The organism is Rhodococcus sp. 21391, from assembly GCF_016772255.1.
Classification (GTDB): Bacteria; Actinomycetota; Actinomycetes; order Mycobacteriales; family Mycobacteriaceae; genus Rhodococcus_F; species Rhodococcus_F opacus.
Genome location: NZ_CP063783.1, coordinates 115,985 through 135,103, shown reverse-complemented (window position 1 = coordinate 135,103; position 19,119 = coordinate 115,985). Strand labels below are relative to the sequence as shown.

Here is a 19,119-nt window from a genome sequence, read left to right as displayed (position 1 = left end):
CTCGGTCAGCTGATGACCGAGCTCACCGACCTGGTGGCGCGCGTCCGCGCCGGATCGATGCGCGGCTCCGAGATGTCCGATCCGACCCTGACCGTGTCGAACCTCGGCGAACGCGGTGTGGGCTCCGTGTTGGGGGTGATGTAGCCGCCGCAGGTGGCGTTGGCGGGCTTCGGCAGACCCGCCGACCGGCAGTGGCTTGTCGACGGGAAGCTCGGGGTCGTGCCGGTGGGCACGACGAGCCTGGCGGCGGACCACCGGGTTTCCACGGGCACCGTGGTGATGTGTCAGTAGAGTCCAGTTCCTGTCCGAGATCCGCGAAACTGCTGCAACATCCGGAACGATTGTGAGGATTCGATCGTGGACACTCAGGACATCGGTGCCGTGGTGCTCGCCGCACTGCAGAACATCGCACCCCGAAGTCGAGGGCGACGACGTGCTCGCGGACCAGCCGCATCGGGATCAGGTGGATCTCGATTCGCTGGATTGGCTGAACTTCCTCGTCAGGCTGCATTCGACCTTCGGGATCGACATACCGGAGGCCGACTACGGAAGGCTCGTCACCCTCACCGACGTGACAGACTACGCTGCCGCCCGGGTGACGCATGAGCCGCCGGGGACCACGCGCGGGGGAGCCGCCGGGGACGTTCGATGTCGGATCCGCAGTGCGCTGCGGGTGATCGCCTCGTACTCGGACGTCGCAGCCACTTCGAGAGGCCGAACAGGTCCGCTCCGGCCCGGGGAGTCAGGCGGAACCGATCAGTTCCGGGGTTGGTTCGGGGGCATCGTGGTCGCAAGGACGGCCGCCTGCGTCCGTCGTTCCACGCCCAACTTCGTCAGCAGCCGTGACACCTAGTTCTTGACGGTCTTCTCCGCGAGAAACATGCGTTCGGCGATCTGCCGGTTGGTCAGCCCTTCACCGAGGAGCGCGAGCAGTGTCCGTTGCTGGTCGGTGAGCCTCGCGAAAAGGGCCGTCCTCCGCGTCTGCGCCCGAGCGGAGCTTCGCCATCAACGCGGCGGCGGCACGACTGTCGAGCAGCGACTTGCCCGCACCCACCTCGTGGACTGCCTCGGTCAGCTCCATCCCGCGGATGTCCTTGACGACATATCCGCTGGCCCCGGCGAGGATGGCGTCGAGCATCGCCTGGTCGTCGGTGTAGGACGTCAGCATCAGACAATGCAAGCCCGGCATCCGGGAGAGCAGTTCACGACACAGTTCGATGCCGTTGCCGTCGGGCAGCCGGACATCGAGCACGGCAACGTCGGGTTTGAGTGCCGGGATCCGAGCCAGCGCCTGCGAATACGACGCAGCCTCCCCGATCACGGCCAGTTCGGGGTCCACGGTGAGAAGATCCGCTATCCCACGGCGGACCACCTCATGATCGTCGACGAGAAAAACGTTGATCATCGGGCAACCTCCAGTCCGCAGGTCGGCGCCATCACGTCACAGATTGCGGCAGGGGCCGGGCCGGTCATGAGCACACGGCGAGGTGCGGGCGCCGTCATCGGTAGCCGCCGCGTCGGGTGCCCACCGAGAACACCGCGTCCGTCGGCCGCCGCGGAGTCTGTCGCGGCGGGCGCCTCTTCTCCGTGACACCCACGCGAATCAGTGCCTGCGGGTATCCACCGTCCGGAAGAAGTTCGCGGATCATCTCTCTACTCGGCCGGCACTCGGTCATATGCGTGAGGGGGCACGTCGCGAGTCCGCCGACCGTGGCCTCCAGAAGCACCAAGGACAGCGCCTCGCCGGCGCGGAGCCAATCCGGCCGGCCGTCACTGTCCGTGCTCAGCACGAGGACGGTCGACTGATCCACCTCCGCCGACGAACCATCGTCGCGGCCGGCGGGAAACCTCCGTCCGATGTCCACTCGGGCACTATTGTCTGCAGTTGCCAGCGCTTCGGCAGGGATATCGCCGGCGGGTATGGAATGCCCCACCCACCAATGCAACTCGGCTTGGTATGCGGAATCGTACTTCCGCGTGGCGGCGGTGTATGCGGTGGCGGCGGCGAGCACCGGGCGCGCGTCCTCGGGCAGCACCGTCAGCGCAACTCCCTGCCGGCGCACGAGCTCGGGCAGTGAACGGGGAAGCGAGCGTTTGGGGCTGACTGGGCCGAACGGTCGGCGGTCGGAGAAGCGGTGCCTGATCGCGGCGAGCAGATCGAAGTCGTGCGATTGAGGACGAGCGTCGCGGTGGAACCGGATTGTCGCCAGATGGCCCGAGTGCGGACCCTCGGGAAAACGTTGGATGTCGGTCGACCATCGCAGAGCGGTGAGCGCTGTCTGCAGGTGGTGCAGGGCCGCCCCGCAACTGATCACCAGCTGCCGTCCGGTCGGGTCCGTCGAGGCCAGCAGCCGGCCACGTTCCGTGTGAAGATCGAGCCGGCCGCCGGCGTACCGCCAGTGCCACGGCTGACTGTTGTGGACCGAGGGTGCCCGGCACGCGAGGTCCACGGCGATGCGAACGACGTTCACGTCGGGGATGGTGCTGTCCACGATCGCTTCCACTTCGGTTCCCCACAAATTCGGGGCGGGAGTCTGGTACATGTCTCTCAGTCTTCGCCGTCCGCGATCGAGCAGTTAGGGCCGATGGTCACCGTGGGAGAGGCCGATTTCCCCGCGGCCTGCGGATCCGCCGGTGGTGTTCGACGACGGCAGTGTGTGCTTGTCCCGCATGATGTCCTCGTTCCAGTGCCGATGGGGATTTCCGTGTGTGCAGATCGGCTGCGGACAACGGTGCGGTAACCGTGACCGCAGGTGGGAGGGCCCGAAAGTCATCTCTCGTGTAGACCGGGTCACCGCGAACCGGTCACCGGCCGCCACCACTCGTTCTCGTGCGATTCCGCCCCAGGTCTCTGCTGCGGGTGTGCGAGGGCTTTGTCTCGGCGTCTTCCCGGGATGATGTGAGGCCGGGATCGACTGGAAGGGCCTGACGCCTGCCAGTGGCCACCACCGTGGCGGACGTACGATTCGGCGCGCCCGCCCGTGTCCCACTCGTACACTTCTTTGCGGTAGCGGTTGCTCTCGTCGTGGGCCAGCCACAGCTTCGAAACTCGGGGAAGCCCGCGAACAGTGGGGTGTTGAGAATGCTCTCGCAGCGGAAAAGGTTGTGCGCGAGCACATTATCGCGCACAGTCCGAAGCCGGAACCCGACAACCAAGGTCACGGGGTCGGCGGTCGCGCCGACATCGACCACGGTTTCGCGGTACACGCGCCCCGAGCTCGCGGCGGCGAAGTGGATGCGCCGGTGCAGGTTCACCTCCGGCAGTTGGCTCCGACGTCGACGAAGCGGCTCACCGTCGATGTGACAACGTCGGCGGAGGCGGCGCGAAAGTGGACCGGGGTTGTTCGCTGATGGAGCGCATGGCGCTGTCGGCGTAAGCCCGGAAGCGCATCTTCGCGAACTACTTTTCCGCCAGGCAGGGTGCGATTCAGGTCCAAAGTCACCATTGGTGGGTCGTTAGCACTGACACCCTGAATGCGAACACGATTCACTCATCCGCGCGGTGATGACGAGGCTGCATCTTCGGGAAAGGTGATGTCACCGTGGTCGACAGGCGCCACATCGTCGTCGGCATCGACGGCTCGTCCGCCGCGACGCAGGTTGCGCGGTGGCGGCGGTCGCCGTCCACCGCAGCGTTCCCTCCACCTGGTTCACGTGGTCCCGCTGCCCGAGCGGGCACGGCCGGCCGCGCCACGCATCAGATCAAGAGATGGAGGATATCGAACACCGTGGTCCATTCGGCGGTACCCGGGTTCTTGACACCGGGAGCGATCGTGACGAAGGTGTGCGCCAGCGCCACGCTCAAGCCTCCGGCGATCAGCGGCAGTCGCTGCTCGGTCTCCTCGGAGAGGGCCACGTCCAAGGGCGGCCGGGCCGTCAGTTGATCGAGCAGAGGCTGTAGTTCGATCTCCTCGTCCAGTTTCTCGAACCGGTGGATGCTCTCCTGCAGCCCCTTGGTGATCGGCAGGTCCCACGGTTCGATCACGTCCCGCAGGTTTGCCTTGGCCGAGGCTTTGCCGATGAGGATCACGTCGTAGATCTTGTCGTCGATGAAATCCGTATAGCGCTTGAGGTCGTTTCGGTCGACCTGCAGTCCAGCCGCTGCCCGGAAGAACCGCTGGAATTTCACGGTGCCCATCACTGGCATGTCGTCAGCTCCTTTCGAAGTATTCATGGATTTGGCGTACCGCCATCGCTCCTTCACCGACCGCGGATGCGACTCGTTTCACCGAGCCGCGGCGGACGTCGCCCGCCGCGAATAGGCCGGGCCGGCTGGTTTCGAGCGTCCTGGACAGCCCGGCGCTGATCGGCCGGTTGCCGTCTCCTCGGGCGTGGACCGCGTCCATGCCCGTGAGGACGAAGCCGTGGTCGTCGAGTGCGATCGCGTCGGCCAGCCACCCGGTGTGCGGCGTCGCCCCGATGAAGATGAACAGGGCGTGCACCCGGATCGTGTCCTGGTCGCCCGTGCGATTGTCCTCGACCACGATTTCGTCGAGGTATTTCTCGCCGTGGACCATACGAATCTCGGTGTTCCGGTGCACGGTAACGCGCGGGTGGTGCTCGATCTGGTCGACCAGGTATCGGGACATGCTCTTTCCGAGGTCATCGCCGCGGATGAGCAGGTGGACGTGGGAGACATGGCCGGCGAGGAAGACGGTGGCCTGGCCGGCGGAGTTTCCGCCGCCGACGATGGCCACCGGATCGGTGCCGCACATCCGCGCTTCCTGGTAGGTCGCGGCGTAGTACACGCTCGTTCCCTCCAGTGCCTCGATTCCCGGGACTGCCAACTTGCGGTATCGCGCCCCGGTGGCGAGCACGACGGCCCGGCCGCGGACCGCGCCGCCGTCCGCCAGCCGGAGCACATGGTTCCCGGCCTCGGATCCCAAACCGGTCACCTCCGCCGACACCAGGATGCGGGCGCCGAACTTTCCGGCCTGGATCACGGCCCGCTCGGCCAATTCGGAGCCGGAGATCCCTGCCGGGAAGCCCAGGTAGTTCTCGATCCGGGAGGAGGTACTGGCTTGGCCGCCCGCGGCGATCGACTCCAGTGTCACCGTGTTCAACCCGTCCGAGGCACCGTACACGGACGCGGCCAGACCGGCCGGTCCGGCACCGACGACCACGAGGTTGCACACGTCCTGGGCTGCGTCCGCGACCGAGTCCGGGACCGGAAGCCCGACGATGCGGGCGAGTTCCGCATTCGTCGGATTGCGCAGCACCTTGTCGCCGTGCCAGATCACGACGGGAGTGTCCTCGGGGCGACGTCCAGGCTGCGCAGCAGCTGCTCCGCCCGTTCGTCCCGCTCCAGATCGATCCACCGGTGGGGCAACCGGTTTCGGATGGCGAACTCGCGAAGCCGCAGCGTATCCGGGGAATAGCAGGAGCCGATGATCCGGAACCCCGAGCCGAGCCCGATCAGCAGGTGCCGGCGCACCAGGTAGGCGCGCAGGATCAGATCGCTGAGCACGGGATCGTGGGCAACCAGCCCGCGCACCCGCTCGGCGGGGAGGACGAGCATCTCGCCATCCTCGATCGCTTCGGCGGTGAAGAACGCCACCTGGCCTTCCAGCAGTCCGAGCTCGCCCAGGAAGCGGCCGGGACCGTGCACGCGCAGTATCCGGCGTTCGCCGTCCCCGTCGCCCTCGTCGAGGACCGCGACCTTGCCGGAAAGGATGACGAAGAAGTCGTTGCTGGGCGCGCCCTCTCGGATCAGCACCTCGCCGGCGCGAACCGATCGACGCGTGCCACCGACCTCGAGCGTCGCGACCTGGTCGTCCGTCAGCCGCGGGAAAGCACCTTCCTCGTCCGGAGTCTCGTCGACCGGCTGATTGACGCCGACGGGTGCGGCGTCCTCAGACGAAGTTCTGGTCGACATAACACCACCGCCAATCTTCACCTGGCTCCATCGACTGGACGATCGGATGGCCGATGGCGTGAGCGTGCGCGCTCGCGTGCTTGCCCGGCGAAGAGTCGCAGCAACCGACGTGTCCGCACGTCAGGCACAGCCTCAGATGCACCCACGGGGTGCCGAGGCGAAGACATTCCTCGCAACCCTGCGGGGTCCGGGGCACCACGGCCCGGATCGCGGCCACGTGTGGGTCCGCATGGACATAAGCCTGGATCCGTGGAGACTGCGCCAGCCGTAAGGGCGTGTGAATGACGAAAGCGCCTCCCGTAGTGGGACAATCAAGATTCTCACATCACGATCGTCCACATACGGAAAGGCACTTTCAGTGCAATCATCGCACACGTTCACGACTGGGTCCGCGGTGTTCGACGAATACAATCTCGTGTCCGTGTCCGCGGCCGGGCTGGTCCCGGTCCTCGAACTGGGCGAACAGGCCGGCCTGTCGGACCTGATCGACACCCATGTCGACCTCGCCTCCACGCGGGTGGCCTCGGGTGCGGCGAACCCGGTGGGGAAACTGACCTCGATCATCGGCGGGATGCTCACCGGAGCCGACAGCATCGACGATGTGGACACGATCCGCGCCGGCGGCACCCCGATTCTCTTCGACCAGGTGTATGCCCCATCGACATTGGGGATCTTCCTGCGCGAGTTCACCTACGGGCACAGCCTGCAGCTCGGGGCGGTGTTGCGTCGGCATCTGATCGGCCTCGCCGCCCGCACCCCGCTGCTGCCCGGCATCGAGGACCGGGCGTTCCTCGACATCGACTCGTTGCTGCGCCCGGTGTACGGGCACCAGAAACAGGGAGCGTCCTACGGGCACGCGAAAATCGCGGGCCGCGCCCTGCTCCGCAAGGGCCTGTCGCCGCTGGTCACGACCCTGTCCACCGCGAACAGCGCCCCGCTGGTCGCGGAGATGCGGCTGCGGGCCGGCAAGACGGGATCCGGCCGCGGCGCCGCCTCCCAGCTGCGCTCGGCGATCAGCACCGCCCGCGCCTGCGGTGCGACAGGCAAGATCATGGTCCGCGGTGATTCGGCGTTCGGCAACAAGGCCGTCATCGGGGCCGCGGTCGCCGCGGGTATCGAGTTCTCCGTGGTGATGACCCGGAATCCGCGGATCACCCGGGCCATGGAGAGCATCGACGAGCAGGAGTGGACGCCGGTGCACTACCCCGGTGCGGTCACCGACCCCGACACCGGGGAGCTGATCTCCGACGCCGAGGTCGCCGAAACCTCATACACCGCGTTCTCCGGACGCCACAAGGTCACCGCCCGCCTGGTCGTGCGCCGGGTCAAGGACGCGAACCACCCGGATGCGTTGTTCCCGATATGGCGCTATCACCCGTTCTTCACCAATTCCGACCTGCCGACCGTCGACGCCGACATCACGCACCGCAAACACGCGATCGTGGAAACGGTGTTCGCGGACCTGATCGACGGACCACTCGCTCACATCCCGTCGGGGCGTTTCGGCGCGAACAGCGCCTGGGTGCTCTGCGCGGCGATCGCTTACAACCTGCTGCGCGCCGCCGGCACCCTCGCCGGCGGCCGCCACGCCGCCGCCCGCGGGGCCACCCTGCGCCGGCACTTGGTCAACGTCCCTGCCCGATTCGCCCGGCCGGCGCGCAAACCCGTGCTCCACCTACCCGCGCACTGGCCCCGACAAGCGGACTGGACAACCCTCTGGGACAACGTCATCGACTACGAACCGCCGCAAGCTGCCTGACCCGGCAACCCGGCCACCCCGGCCCTGACCCAGGAACACCCAACGTGGACGAGCTGACCACCGGTTAGCAGATCAACCACGCCACCAACGGCGTCGCCCGTCGGCATCACCACAGAATCGACCCGAAAATCACCGAGATCACCGATCCACGGATTGAGGATAAGTCATGACTTCGCTTCCTTGCCTGCATTTTCCGAGAGTGCCTGATCGAGCCACGTGCGCAGCTGGGGTACCGGAGCTGCGCCCGCCTGACGAGCGAGGACCTCACCCCGGTCCATCACCAGCAGAGTTGGTACGGCGCGGACGGTGAACCGTTCGGCCGTCTGGGGAGCAGCATCCACGTCGACCTTGACCAGCTTGATCTGACCTGCGCGTTCTCTGGCGAGCTGCTCGAGCGCCGGGCTGACCATGCGGCACGGGCCGCACCAGGTCGCCCAGAGATCGACCAGCACAGGCACCGAGGACTTGTCGGCGACCTCCGCGAAGTCGTCGTCCCCTGCCGCGGCGATCCACGGCAGCGGCTCGTGACAGTTCCCGCAGCGGGGTTTTCCGTCCCCGGCCGCCGGCACCTTGTTGACCTTGCCGCAGTGCGGACACTTCACCTTGTCGGATCCCATGACGACACCTCTCCTCAGGCCGCCGCGACGGCGGGTTCCGCATACGCGACGGCGAGCTCGCCGCCGTCCACCGTGACACTGATGGTGCCACCCGGTTCGATTTCGCCCCGCAACAGCGCACGACCGATCTTGGTCTCTACCTCGTGGGCGATGTACCGTCGCAGCGGCCGCGCACCGTAGACCGGGTCGAAACCGTGTTCGGCGATGAGCCGGCGTGCTTCCGGCGTGATATCCAGGTGTATCTGGCGCTCCGACAACCTGTTCCGAAGATCGGTGAGCTGCAGCTCGACGATGTGCTCGATCTGGGGCAGCGTGAGCGGAGTGAACAACACGATGTCGTCGACCCGGTTGAGGAACTCGGGACGGAAGTGCCCGCGCAGTTCCGCCAGCACCCGCTCCCGGGCGTCCGGCTTGATCTCGCCGTCGGCTGTGACTCCCTCGAGGAGATGCTGGGATCCGATGTTGGAGGTCATGATGATCACCGTGTTCCGGAAATCGACTTGCCGGCCTTGAGAATCGGTGATCCGGCCGTCATCGAGCACCTGCAGCAGGGTATTGAAGACGTCGGCGTGGGCCTTCTCGATCTCGTCGAAGAGCACCACGGAATACGGCTTGCGGCGCACCGCCTCGGTGAGCTGGCCACCCTCGTCGTACCCGACGTACCCGGGGGGCGCACCGATGAGCCTGCTCACCGTGTGCCGCTCCTGGTACTCGCTCATGTCCAGGCGCACCATGTTGTCTTCGCTGTCGAAGAGGGCACTGGCCAGCGTCTTTGCGAGCTCGGTCTTTCCCACGCCCGTCGGGCCCAGGAAGATGAACGAACCGATCGGCCGGCGCGGATCACGGATACCGGACCTCGCCCGGATCACCGCGTCTGCGACCAGTTGCACCGCCTCGTCCTGACCGACGACCCTCTCGTGCAGAATCTCGTCGAGCTTCAACAGCTTCTCCCGCTCGCCTTCCTGCAGCCGGGCGACCGGGATACCCGTCCATGCGGCCACGATCTCTGCGATCTCGTCTTCGGTGACCACTTCACGCAGCAACGGATTCCGGCCCTGCCTGGTGGCCAGTTGCTCCTCCGCCGCCTCGAGCCTGCGTTCCAGCGCGGTGATCTCGCCGTATCGCAACTCTGCGGCCCGATTGAGGTCGTAGTTGCGCTCCGCCTCCTCGGCCTCGTGGCGCAATCGTTCCAGCTCTCCCCGCAGCTCCTGCACCCGCCTGATCGCCTGCCGCTCCGCCTCCCACTGAGCGTGCCGGGCGTCGGCCTCTGCCCGCAGGTCGGCCAGCTCCTTACGCAGCTCTTCGAGGCGCGCCTTGCTGGCCGCGTCCGTTTCCTTGGACAGCGCGGCCTCTTCGATCTCCAGCCGGGTCACCTTCCGGGTGAGCTCGTCGAGTTCGGCGGGCATCGAATCGATTTCGGTGCGTAGCCGGGCGCACGCCTCGTCCACCAGATCGATCGCCTTGTCCGGAAGGAAGCGGTCGGTGATGTACCGGTGCGAGAGGGTCACGGCGGCCACCAGTGCGCCGTCTTGAATCTTCACGCCGTGAAACACCTCGAGGCGTTCTCGAAGTCCGCGCAGAATCGAGATCGCATCCTCGGCGCTGGGCTCGTCGACGAGAACGGTCTGGAAGCGACGCTCCAGTGCCGCGTCGGATTCGATGTGCTTGCGATACTCGTCGAGAGTGGTGGCACCGATCATGTGCAGTTCGCCGCGAGCGAGCATCGGCTTGAGCATGTTGCCGGCGTCGAGAGACCCCTCGCCGCCGACTGATCCCGCACCGACCACTGTATGTAACTCGTCGACGAACAACAGGATCCGCCCCTCGGCCGCCTTCACCTCGGACAACACCGCCTGCAGTCGCTCCTCGAACTCGCCGCGGTACTTCGCACCGGCCACCAGGGAACCCATGTCGAGCGAAAAGATCGTCTTGTCGCGCAGGCCCTCGGGCACGTCACCGCGGACGATCCGCTGGGCGAGGCCCTCGACGATCGCGGTCTTCCCGACGCCGGGGTCGCCGATCAGCACCGGATTGTTCTTCGTCTTCCGGCTCAGGATCTGCGTTACCCTGCGGATCTCGGCATCTCGGCCGATGACCGGATCGAGTTTGCCTGCCCGCCCCTCGGAGACGAGGTCGCGCCCGTACTTCTCCAGCGCCTCGTACGCCCCTTCCGGGGTGGCCGAGGTGACGCGCTGATTGCCGCGCACTTTCGTCAGCGCCATGAGGAAGGCGTCTCGTGTGACCCCATGACTGGCGAGGACCCGCCCCGCCGCACTGGCCGACCCCTCCTCGGAGAGGGCCATCACGAGATGCTCCACCGACACGTAGGAATCCTTGAGTCGCTTCGCCTCCCGTTCCGCGGCGTCGAGCAGCTTGGCCAGGCGCTGGGTGATCATCACCTGACCGGGCGTCGCGCCGGGGCCGCTGACCTTCGGCCTACGCGACAGTTCACGTTCCAGGTCGGATCGCAGGGCATCGACGTTCGCGCCGGCCTGCTCGAGCAGTCGGGGGACCAACCCTTCCTGCTGGTCGACCAACGCGAGCAGCAGGTGCTCTCCGTCGACCTCGGTGTGACCCATTCTGGTCGCTACGTTCTGGGCTTCCTGCAGGGCTTCTCGTGACTTTTCAGTCAGGCTGCCGGTGTCCATGGGGGTGTCCTCCTTCTGCGGGAAGCTGCTTCGAGTTTCTCGATTCGATCCAGCAGATCGAGCACGAGCCCGATTGCCGAGTAGTTCAGGCCCAGACCGGTCCGCAGCCGTTGGATGCGGGCGGCGTGGGCCACTTCGGATGGTTCGAACGACATCTCGCCGCCGGTGTCGCGGTGGGCGTCGAGCAGGCCGAGAGCCACAAGCTTGCGTGCCAGGTCGGGGTGCAGCCCGGTACGTTCGGCGAAGGCATCTGGTGACAGTCCGGTACGGCGAACCAATACGTAGTGGGTGACCGGGGTCGGGGTGCTCATGTCTCTTTCCTCGGATCGAAGTTCGATTCGGTGGCCAACTGCTCGAACAGCTCGCGTTCGCGCGCTGTTGGTTTCGGCGGCACCATCACCTTGATTTCGGCGTAGAGGTTGCCGTTGGCGCCCCGCGGATTGGGCATTCCCTCTCCGCGCAGGCGCAGCTTCCTTCCCGTCGACGAGCCTGGAGCCACTTTGACTTTCGCCTCGCCACCCGGGGTGGGAACGACGACGGTCGACCCGAGGACCGCCTCCCATGGCGATATTGGCAGGTCGACGTAGATGTCCCGGCCCTGGACGCGGAACCGGGAATGCGGCTTGATCCGCACCACGAGGTACAGATCCCCGGGCGGCGCGTCACCGTTGCTCCGGCCGCCTTGCCCGGCCAGCCGGATTCGCTGGCCGTCCAGGACACCGGCCGGAATGTCGACGTCGTACTGCCGTCCGTCCAGTCTGAGAGTGCGTTTGCCGCCCCGATACGCCTCTTCCAGGGTCAGTTCCAGTTCCGCTTCCTGATCGGCGCCGGGAATCGGCCCGTACCCGCCACCGCCGCCGAACATCTGCCCGAAGAGGTCCTCGAAGTCGACGCCGCCTTCGCCACCGACACCGTGACCGAAGTGCACCCTTCTGCCCCCGCCCCCACCGCCGTACCCGCCGCCACCGTACCCACCGGCGCTTGCCCGGACCCGTTCGTCGTAGTCCTCGGGCACACGCCGGAAGTCGGCACCGAATCGGTCGTAGCGTTTCCGGGTGTCCGGGTCGGACAACACCTGGTAGGCCTCGTTGGCCTCCTTGAACTTGTCCTCCGCAGTGGGGTCCTTGTTCACATCGGGGTGGTACTTGCGGGCCAGCTTGCGGTAGGCCTGCTGGATTTCGTCGGCGGCGGCGCCCCGCGGGACCCCGAGCGCTTCGTAGTAGTCACGCGCCATCGGTGCTCACCCCTCGGGGCGGCTGACGACCACCGCGGCGGGACGCAGCTGCCGCCCGTCCTCCCCGTAGCCCGGGCGCAAGACCTCGACCACGGTCCCGGAGGGAAGGTCGGGTTGGGCCACCACACTGACCACTTCGTGGAGCTCCGGGGAGAACGGCACACCGACCTCGTCGTGACGCTCGAAGCCGAACCGCGACAGCACCTGCACCGCCTGATCCCGGATCGCCTTCACACCCTCGACGACGGTCTGAGGATCGCTGCCCGCATGCGCCAGCGCAAGCTCCAAATTGTCCAGAACCGGCAGCCATGCCGCGGAAACCTTCGCCACCTCCGCGGCGCGTTCACGGTCCAGATCCTTGGCATACCGCTTGCGCAGGTTGTCCAGATCTGCGAGGGCCCTGCGCCAGCGGTCCTCGAGTTGAGCCAACTCGGCCCCCGTGTCGGTGCGATCAGGCGCCGTCTCGGTCTGATCCCTGTCGGTACCGTCGGTAGCCGGCTCGGTCTGATCCCTGTCGGTACCGTCGGTAGCCGGCTCGGTCGTCGAATGATCTGCAGACCTTTCCATCGTGTGCCTCAGCTTCGATCGAATTCGGCGTCGATCACGTCGTCGTCATCCGACGACGCAGCCTCTGCGCCTCCAGCCTGATGTCCGTCGCCGCCGGCCTGGACCGGGGCGAGCCCGTAGAGCAACTGCTGCAGCTCCGAGGTGAGTGGCTCTACCTCCGCGGGTGAAGCACCGTCTTTCACGGCTTTCCTGGCGTCGGCGATCAGCATCTCGGCCCGCGCCTTGTCGTGCGGTGGGGCACTGTCACCGAGTTCGGCGAGTCGCCGTTCCACTTGATAGGCAACCGAATCGAGCTCATTGCGCGCGTCGACCGCCTTGCGCAGCGCCTCGTCCTCGCCCCGGTTCCGTTCGGCCTCCGCGAGCATGCGCTCGACCTCACCCTGATCCAGGTTGCCCTGTTCACTGATCGTGATGCTCTGCTCCTTGCCGGTGTCCTTGTCGCGTGCGGTGACGTGGAGGATGCCGTTGGCGTCGATGTCGAACGTGACCTCGACCTGGGCCTCGCCACGCGGCGCGGGGCGGATGTCTTCCAGCCGGAACCGGCCGAGCACCCGGTTGTCGGCGGCCCGTTCGCGTTCGCCCTGCAGGACCACGACGTCCACGGCGGACTGGTTGTCTTCCGCGGTGGAGAACACTTCACTGCGCCGGGCCGGGATCGTGGTGTTGCGCTCGATGATCTTGGTCATCACCCCGCCCTGGGTCTCGACGCCGAGGGACAGCGGGGTGACATCGAGCAACAGCACATCCGAGACCTCGCCCTTGAGCACGCCCGCCTGGACTGCGGCACCGAGCGCCACGACCTCGTCCGGGTTGACACTCATGTTGGGATCCTTGCCGCCGGTGAGCCGGCGAACCAGCGCCTGCACCGCCGGAATACGTGTCGAACCACCGACCAGGATCACCTCGTCGATGTCGTTGGCGGTGACCTTGGCGTCACTCATCGCCTGCTTCACCGGGCTGAGGCAGCGTTCCACCAGATCCGCCGTCAGATCCTCGAACTTCGATCGCATGATCGTGGTGGTCAGGTGCTTGGGACCGTTCGCGTCAGCGGTGACGAACGGCAAGTTGACCTGGGCCTGTGTCACCGAGGACAACTCGACCTTGGCCTTCTCCGCCGCCTCGAAGAGGCGCTGCAACGCCTGCGAATCCTTGCGCAGATCGATGTTCTCCGCACGCTGGAATTCGTCGGCGAGGTAGTCCACCAGGCGTCGGTCGAAGTCGTCGCCGCCGAGGTGGGAGTCGCCGGCCGTGGAACGAACCTCGACCACTCCCTCGCCGACGTCGAGCAGGCTCACATCGAAGGTGCCGCCACCGAGGTCGAAGACCAGTACGGTTTCGTGGGTCTGCTTGTCCATGCCGTACGCCAGTGCCGCAGCGGTCGGCTCGTTGATGATCCGCAAAACCTCGAGGCCTGCGATCCGGCCGGCGTCCTTGGTGGCGTTGCGCTGCGCGTCGTTGAAGTAGGCCGGAACGGTGATGACCGCTTCCTTGACCTTCTCACCGAGGAACTTGCTCGCGTCGTCGACGAGCTTGCGCAGCACGAGGGCACTGATCTCCTCCGGCGCGTACTTCTTTCCCCGCACGTCGAATCGGGCCTCACCGTTGTCACCCGGCACGACGTCGAAGCTGACCGCTTTGGCCTCCTCGGAGATCTCGTCGTAATGGCGTCCGATGAAGCGTTTCGCCGAGTAGATCGTGCCCTTCGGATTCAAGATCGCCTGCCGTCGGGCAAGCTGACCCACCAGGCGTTCACCGCTCTCGGTGAACGCCACCACCGACGGCGTCGTCCGCGCTCCCTCGACATTGGAGATCACCACCGGCTCGCCGCCTTGCCAGCTTGCGATAACCGAGTTGGTGGTGCCTAGGTCTATACCTACAGCGGTCGCCATGACTCATTCCTTTCGATCGGTTCGGCCGGTGAGCAAGCGGACGGCTTCGTCCGCAACCTCGACATCGGCGAGGACTTCGTAGTGACGTGGTTGTAATGACTGGATCGAGGTGAAGTCGCGCCGGCCGCCCTGCAGCGCATACATGAGCAGGCCGAGCAGAGCGCCGACAACGGCGCCGAACACCAACCCGTAGAAGGCGAGCGCGAGGCCCGTGAGCAGCGGCTGGACCCAATCGAGTAACCCGAAGATCCAGCCGAACAGCGCACCCGTCAGCGCGCCCGCGGCGGCGCCGCGCAGAGCGGCCCAGCCGTAGTTCAAGCGGCCGACGATCTGCTCGACCAGCTCGATATCGCGACCGACGATGGTCAGTTTGTCTACCGTGAAATGCTGGTCGGAGAGGTAGTCGACGGCGCTTTCGGCGTCGGCGTAGTTGTCGAACGTTGCTATTACCTGGCGTGCCGGTGGGTGTGGACTTACGGCGGAGGTTCCGCCACTGGACTCTGACATCACGCCCCCTAGGCGTTAATGACTCGGGATTCGCCGAGCCTGTGCGTACCCGTTCGGCGTCCGGTCGGTCGGTTCAACCGGTTGAGCTCACGGACGGCCCAACCGCCTGGAAGTTCTTCATCCGCCTCTGGGCGTCGACAAAACGGGGGACAGTGGCGTCCACACCTGCCCTGGGCATAGATGTCCGTCGGAAACCGCTCGAGGCGACTGGTATCCGCGGACTCCGAGCATCAGCCACTACAGTGGTGCTTCCGCGAGTAGAACTCCCGATGCAAGGAATTCTCCCAGCCGACGCGTTGTGTGACAAGGTTCCGGTAAGTCGAAAAGTAGGTAGCCGATTCCGCCATGCCAGTACAGTCGCGGGAGCACCGAGAATGACAGCTCCTTCATCCTCACGTACAGGATCAGGTGCTCGGTGATTGGAACCGAAGCTCCGGGCGCAGAAGCGAACGAGCGGCGAAATCCATTTTCGGACTGTCGGTTTATCCATCCATTGGATCCATCCAGACCGGATTTCACTGGACGGCGCGCCCGAATCGGTCGAACCCAAGGTTCGCGGGCTTTGACAATTGAAGTAGCACAACATGATACGGCTCGGCTCGCAGTGGTGGCGGCATGTGCACTGCGGTCGATGTCGGTTGTCTGGGGGTATTGAAGCGGTTCGACAGTCGCCGGCCACGGGCGGCGCCAGGGTATGTTGATCTGGTGGGCCCACGCGCGGTAGGTGCATGTAGGAGGGGACCGATGTCGTACGGAACCGGTCGCTGATGCACGTGCCGTCGACCGTACGTTCCTCGATCCGGGCACCGCTGGTCGCGATCGTGGTCCTCCTCCTCGCGGGATCGGCGCCTCGGCTGAACCGTTTCGCCGAGTAGATCGTGCCCTTCGGATTCAAGATCGCCTGCCGTCGGGCGAGCTGACCGACCAGGCGGCTCACCGCTCTCGGTGAAAGCCACCACCGCCGGCGTCGTGCGCGCTCCCTCGGTATTGGCGATCACCACCGGCTCACCGCCCTGCCAGCACGCGATGGCCGAGTTGGTGGTGCCCAGATCGATGCCTACCGCGGTTGCCATGACTCATTCCTTTCGATCGGTACGGCCGGCGAGCAGCCGGGTGGCTTCGTCCGCGACCTCGACGTCGGCGAGGACTTCATAGTGGCGGGGCTGCAATGAGTAGACCGAGGCGAAATCGCGTCGCCCCCGTTGCAGCGCATACATGAGCAGACCGAGCAGAGCACCCATGAGGGCGCCGAAGATCAGCCCGTAGCAGGCGAGCGTGACACTCGCGAGGAGCGGCCGCACCCAGTCGAAAAGGCCGAAGATCCACCCGATCAGCGCGCCGGTCAGCGCGCCGGTCGTTGCACCCCGTAGTGCCGCCCAGCCGTAATTCATCCGGCCGAGGACCTGCTCGACCAGTTCGAGATCGCGGCCGATGATGGCCACCTTCTCCACCGCGAAGTGCTGGTCGGAGAGGTAGTCGACGGCACGCTCGGCGTCGGCATAGTTGTCGAACGTTGCTATTACTCGGTGGGCGGGCTCGTTCGGGCGTACTGCCGATGTTCCCGCACTCGACTGTGTTGCCATCATTGCTCCTATGCGTGAATTTTCTGCGGCGGCGCCGACTCGGCTTCGAACCGGTCAGGGCCACCCATGACTCGAGCCACAGCTGCGCTGGTTCGGGGATACCTCCTCCGATCGCTCGGTTCCGAGTCTTCCGCGAGGACCGCAACCGGCGTAGGGCACAAGGTCAGTGACCCTCGTTGCCCGTCAGAGGACTTCCGACCTCTTCCCGCCCCTTCACGCACGATGCGCGGGGTACGGCGCCGGATGTGGCCGTGCCGGGCTCGGCTAACCGAGGGACATTCCCTCGACGTGGCCCTCTCCCTGCTTTCGCCGACTATCGGACGATTCGTCCGCGTACATCACATGAGTTGCCGCACAGCGATAATCAGGTGGCGCCGGTGCCGGGCGAAATACGCCGAGCGGGATGACGGTGACGCTGTGGATGGGGTCGCACGGCCGCAGGTGGACCTCCGACCCGAAAGCGGTGACCTTCTGCCCTACGGCGACGATCTTCTGGCGGCGACCATCGATATCACTGACAGGCACTTCCGCCGTCCCATCACCCGGTCACGAAAGGTAGGAACATCATGACTGCCGACCGTCCGATCGTCGTCGGAACAGACGGATCACCGTCGGCGCTGCAGGCAGTGTCGTGGGCCGCGAAGGAAGCGGCACTGCGGAACGCTCCCCTGACGGTGATCACCACCACGTTCGTTCCGGGCGCGTACGGGTTTCCCGTCGGCCTGCCCCCCAGCTTCTTCGAAGAAGAGGAACTCGAAGCCAAGAAGAGGTTGGCCAGGGCCGCCGAGGTCGCAGCCGACGCGGTACCCGGTCACTCGCTCGAGATCCACACCGTCCTCGGCACCGAGACACCCGCCGGTGAACTCGTCGAGCGGTCGAAAGCTGCGCGCATGGTGGTCGTCGGTGCGAACCGGCAAGGAATCATCGAGCGAGTGCTCCTGGGCTCGGTCAGCTCGGCCGTTGCCACCCACGCACACTGCCCCGTCGCCGTCATCCACGGCCTGCCCGACACCGACATCAACGCCCTCGCAGGACCCGTCGTCGTCGGCGTCGACGGATCCGCGCACACCGAACCGGCCGTCTCCATGGCATTCGAGGAAGCCGCACTGCGGCATACCGAACTCGTGGCCGTCCACGCCTGGTCCGACGTCGATCTTCACCTCGCATTCGAGGGCGGCGCCGACCCCACGTGGATGCAGGAGGTCGTGAAGAACGAAACAGCCCGGTTGTCGGAAAGACTCGCCGGTCACGCCGAGAAATACCCGGACGTGAAGGTCCGCACAGTCGTCGTCATGGACCAACCCGCACACGGCCTGCGTGAGGAAGCCGAGAATGCGCAGCTGCTCGTCGTGGGTAGCCGCGGTCGGGGCGGGTTCACCAGCTTGCTGTTGGGGTCGACCAGCAGGGCGTTGATGCACTCGGTCAACTGCCCACTTCTCATCGTCCGGTAGCCGCCTCTGGCATGGCGCGGTCCAGTACGGTGAGCGCTCGACGGCTCGGCGGCTGGTTCTCCGTGCCCAGCGACGGCAACACCGGCGGGGATCTACTCGCGCTCGATACAGTGGCGGATTGGCTCCGAGAACGACGCGTGAGCTTCAGCGTTGCCGTCAGCGAGATCGCCCGCTACGCCGACCTGATCAGTTATCCGATGGTGCGGGCAGACACTGTCCACCCCGCCGATGCCGACATCTTGGTATGGATGCGTGGTCCACTATCTGTCGACGCGGAGACGCCGCTGCTCGCGGTCTTCGCCGGCAAACCCCGAATCGCGTGGGGTGTATCCACCACTCCCCCCGATGCTGAGGGCCACTTCGATACCGTGATAGCCCGAGACCGCCCGGGCGAACCCGGTCGCCTGGACCTCAGCTTCCGCAGCCGTACGGCACCCGTCCCAGTCGTCGGCCTGATCTACGCCGGTCCACAGCCCGACTACCGCACCCCATGCGAACCGGTGGTGCGCACCGTCGTACGCGATGCTCTCGCTACCCGAGATAACGCCAAGATCGAGATCGCTACCCGAATGCCGGTCGAGGGAAATCGGCTCCAGACACCGGCGCAGCGCGAAGTGCAGAGGTAGATATTTTTTCGTCGCGGTCCCCGAGGACCGCCCGACAACGAGGAGTGAATATGGCAGGCACCGAAGATCACCCACACGATGAGGGGCGAACCATGCGTGAGCATGCCGGAGAGGCCATCATCGATCGCCGTAACTGGCCGGGATTCCTACTCCTCGGGATAGGGATCGCGTTACTCGCAATGGCTCTGGTGGCCGCCGGCTATGGCATGGAGGGTTGGGCCGTGGTCGCCGGTTCGGTCTGTGTCCTTTGCTTCCTCTCCGGCATCGTCCTGGTCCTTCTCGAGCACCGACGGGTCAAGGCTCTCGAGGGTAAGACGTTGTCGGACCAGGAGGGGCATTAACTGGCGGCCGGCCGAGAAGGTC

General features: G+C 66.0%; 16 protein-coding genes and 5 pseudogenes. 7 read left to right on the top strand and 14 right to left on the bottom strand.

The window, feature by feature from the left end; all coding sequences use genetic code 11:
- Positions 1 to 12 precede the first annotated feature (12 nt).
- Both GO592_RS46830 and GO592_RS42720 read left to right on the top strand, forming a co-directional pair.
- Positions 13 to 291, top strand: a pseudogene (locus GO592_RS46830) (2-oxo acid dehydrogenase subunit E2).
- Positions 292 to 357: 66 nt separating this feature from the next.
- Positions 358 to 598 (top strand): annotated as a pseudogene (locus GO592_RS42720) (acyl carrier protein); the annotation flags it as partial.
- A 158-nt stretch (positions 599 to 756) separates the two neighbouring features.
- Here GO592_RS42720 and GO592_RS42715 read toward each other — a convergent pair.
- Both GO592_RS42715 and GO592_RS42710 read right to left on the bottom strand, forming a co-directional pair.
- Positions 757 to 1,405: pseudogene (locus tag GO592_RS42715) on the bottom strand (response regulator transcription factor).
- A 94-nt stretch (positions 1,406 to 1,499) separates the two neighbouring features.
- Positions 1,500 to 2,543, bottom strand: coding sequence for an Acg family FMN-binding oxidoreductase (locus tag GO592_RS42710; protein ID WP_007297761.1), 1,044 nt, complete (start codon positions 2,541 to 2,543; stop codon positions 1,500 to 1,502).
- A 562-nt stretch (positions 2,544 to 3,105) separates the two neighbouring features.
- Between GO592_RS42710 and GO592_RS42705 the strand changes: the two genes are divergently transcribed.
- The gene (locus GO592_RS42705) at positions 3,106 to 3,351 is read left to right on the top strand and encodes a hypothetical protein (protein ID WP_007297762.1); all 246 of its coding nucleotides are present in this window, start codon (positions 3,106 to 3,108) and stop codon (positions 3,349 to 3,351) included.
- A gap of 346 nt (positions 3,352 to 3,697) precedes the next feature.
- Here GO592_RS42705 and GO592_RS42700 read toward each other — a convergent pair whose 3' ends face one another.
- From GO592_RS42700 to GO592_RS42690, 3 genes and pseudogenes are all read right to left on the bottom strand, one after another.
- Positions 3,698 to 4,138 carry a DUF1931 family protein gene (locus GO592_RS42700; RefSeq protein WP_007297763.1) on the bottom strand — a complete coding sequence of 147 codons (441 nt, stop codon included), beginning with the start codon at positions 4,136 to 4,138 and terminating at the stop codon, positions 3,698 to 3,700.
- Positions 4,139 to 4,151: 13 nt separating this feature from the next.
- Positions 4,152 to 5,875, bottom strand: a pseudogene (locus tag GO592_RS42695) (FAD-dependent oxidoreductase).
- Entirely contained in the window at positions 5,853 to 6,122 is a 270-nt protein-coding gene (locus GO592_RS42690) for a ubiquitin carboxyl-terminal hydrolase 14 (protein ID WP_202715315.1), read from the bottom strand. The pseudogene GO592_RS42695 and the gene GO592_RS42690 overlap by 23 nt, the downstream one beginning before the upstream one ends.
- Before the next feature lie 111 nt (positions 6,123 to 6,233).
- Between GO592_RS42690 and GO592_RS42685 the strand changes: the two genes are divergently transcribed.
- Positions 6,234 to 7,634 (top strand): IS1380 family transposase, encoded by a 1,401-nt coding sequence (locus tag GO592_RS42685; protein ID WP_007297767.1) that lies wholly within the window; start codon positions 6,234 to 6,236, stop codon positions 7,632 to 7,634.
- Between the two features lie 164 nt (positions 7,635 to 7,798).
- Here GO592_RS42685 and trxA read toward each other — a convergent pair whose 3' ends face one another.
- From trxA to GO592_RS42640, 9 genes and pseudogenes are all read right to left on the bottom strand, one after another.
- Positions 7,799 to 8,251, bottom strand: coding sequence for a thioredoxin (gene trxA / locus GO592_RS42680; protein ID WP_007297768.1), 453 nt, complete (start codon positions 8,249 to 8,251; stop codon positions 7,799 to 7,801).
- 14 nt (positions 8,252 to 8,265) lie between these two features.
- Positions 8,266 to 10,899, bottom strand: a complete 2,634-nt coding sequence (gene clpB / locus GO592_RS42675) for an ATP-dependent chaperone ClpB (protein ID WP_202715309.1) — start codon at positions 10,897 to 10,899, stop codon at positions 8,266 to 8,268.
- Positions 10,881 to 11,210, bottom strand: coding sequence for a chaperone modulator CbpM (locus GO592_RS42670; RefSeq protein ID WP_009479959.1), 330 nt, complete (start codon positions 11,208 to 11,210; stop codon positions 10,881 to 10,883). Before GO592_RS42670 ends, clpB begins: the two co-directional genes overlap by 19 nt.
- Complete coding sequence (locus GO592_RS42665; RefSeq protein WP_202715308.1) at positions 11,207 to 12,133, bottom strand: DnaJ C-terminal domain-containing protein; 927 nt, start codon at positions 12,131 to 12,133, stop codon at positions 11,207 to 11,209. The genes GO592_RS42670 and GO592_RS42665 overlap by 4 nt, the downstream gene beginning before the upstream one ends.
- 6 nt (positions 12,134 to 12,139) lie before the next feature.
- Positions 12,140 to 12,700: a nucleotide exchange factor GrpE gene (locus tag GO592_RS42660; RefSeq protein ID WP_007297862.1), complete on the bottom strand. Its 561-nt coding sequence runs from the start codon at positions 12,698 to 12,700 to the stop codon at positions 12,140 to 12,142.
- Between the two features lie 8 nt (positions 12,701 to 12,708).
- Positions 12,709 to 14,589, bottom strand: a complete 1,881-nt coding sequence (gene dnaK, locus GO592_RS42655; protein WP_202715307.1) for a molecular chaperone DnaK — start codon at positions 14,587 to 14,589, stop codon at positions 12,709 to 12,711.
- Positions 14,590 to 14,592: 3 nt separating this feature from the next.
- Positions 14,593 to 15,096, bottom strand: a complete 504-nt coding sequence (locus tag GO592_RS42650; protein ID WP_007297288.1) for a general stress protein — start codon at positions 15,094 to 15,096, stop codon at positions 14,593 to 14,595.
- 856 nt (positions 15,097 to 15,952) lie between these two features.
- A pseudogene (locus GO592_RS42645) lies at positions 15,953 to 16,169 on the bottom strand (Hsp70 family protein); the annotation flags it as partial.
- Between the two features lie 3 nt (positions 16,170 to 16,172).
- Complete coding sequence (locus GO592_RS42640; RefSeq protein ID WP_007297289.1) at positions 16,173 to 16,679, bottom strand: general stress protein; 507 nt, start codon at positions 16,677 to 16,679, stop codon at positions 16,173 to 16,175.
- A 566-nt stretch (positions 16,680 to 17,245) separates the two neighbouring features.
- Here GO592_RS42640 and GO592_RS42635 point away from each other — a divergent pair.
- The 3 genes from GO592_RS42635 to GO592_RS42625 are packed head-to-tail and all read left to right on the top strand — an operon-like array spanning position 17,246 to position 19,097.
- Positions 17,246 to 18,130 carry a universal stress protein gene (locus tag GO592_RS42635; protein WP_032491937.1) on the top strand — a complete coding sequence of 295 codons (885 nt, stop codon included), beginning with the start codon at positions 17,246 to 17,248 and terminating at the stop codon, positions 18,128 to 18,130.
- An 11-nt stretch (positions 18,131 to 18,141) separates the two neighbouring features.
- A complete protein-coding gene (locus tag GO592_RS42630; RefSeq protein WP_007297291.1) occupies positions 18,142 to 18,756 on the top strand; it encodes a hypothetical protein in 615 nt (204 codons plus the stop codon).
- Positions 18,757 to 18,806: 50 nt separating this feature from the next.
- Entirely contained in the window at positions 18,807 to 19,097 is a 291-nt protein-coding gene (locus GO592_RS42625; protein WP_007297292.1) for a hypothetical protein, read from the top strand.
- The last annotated feature ends 22 nt before the right edge of the window (positions 19,098 to 19,119 follow it).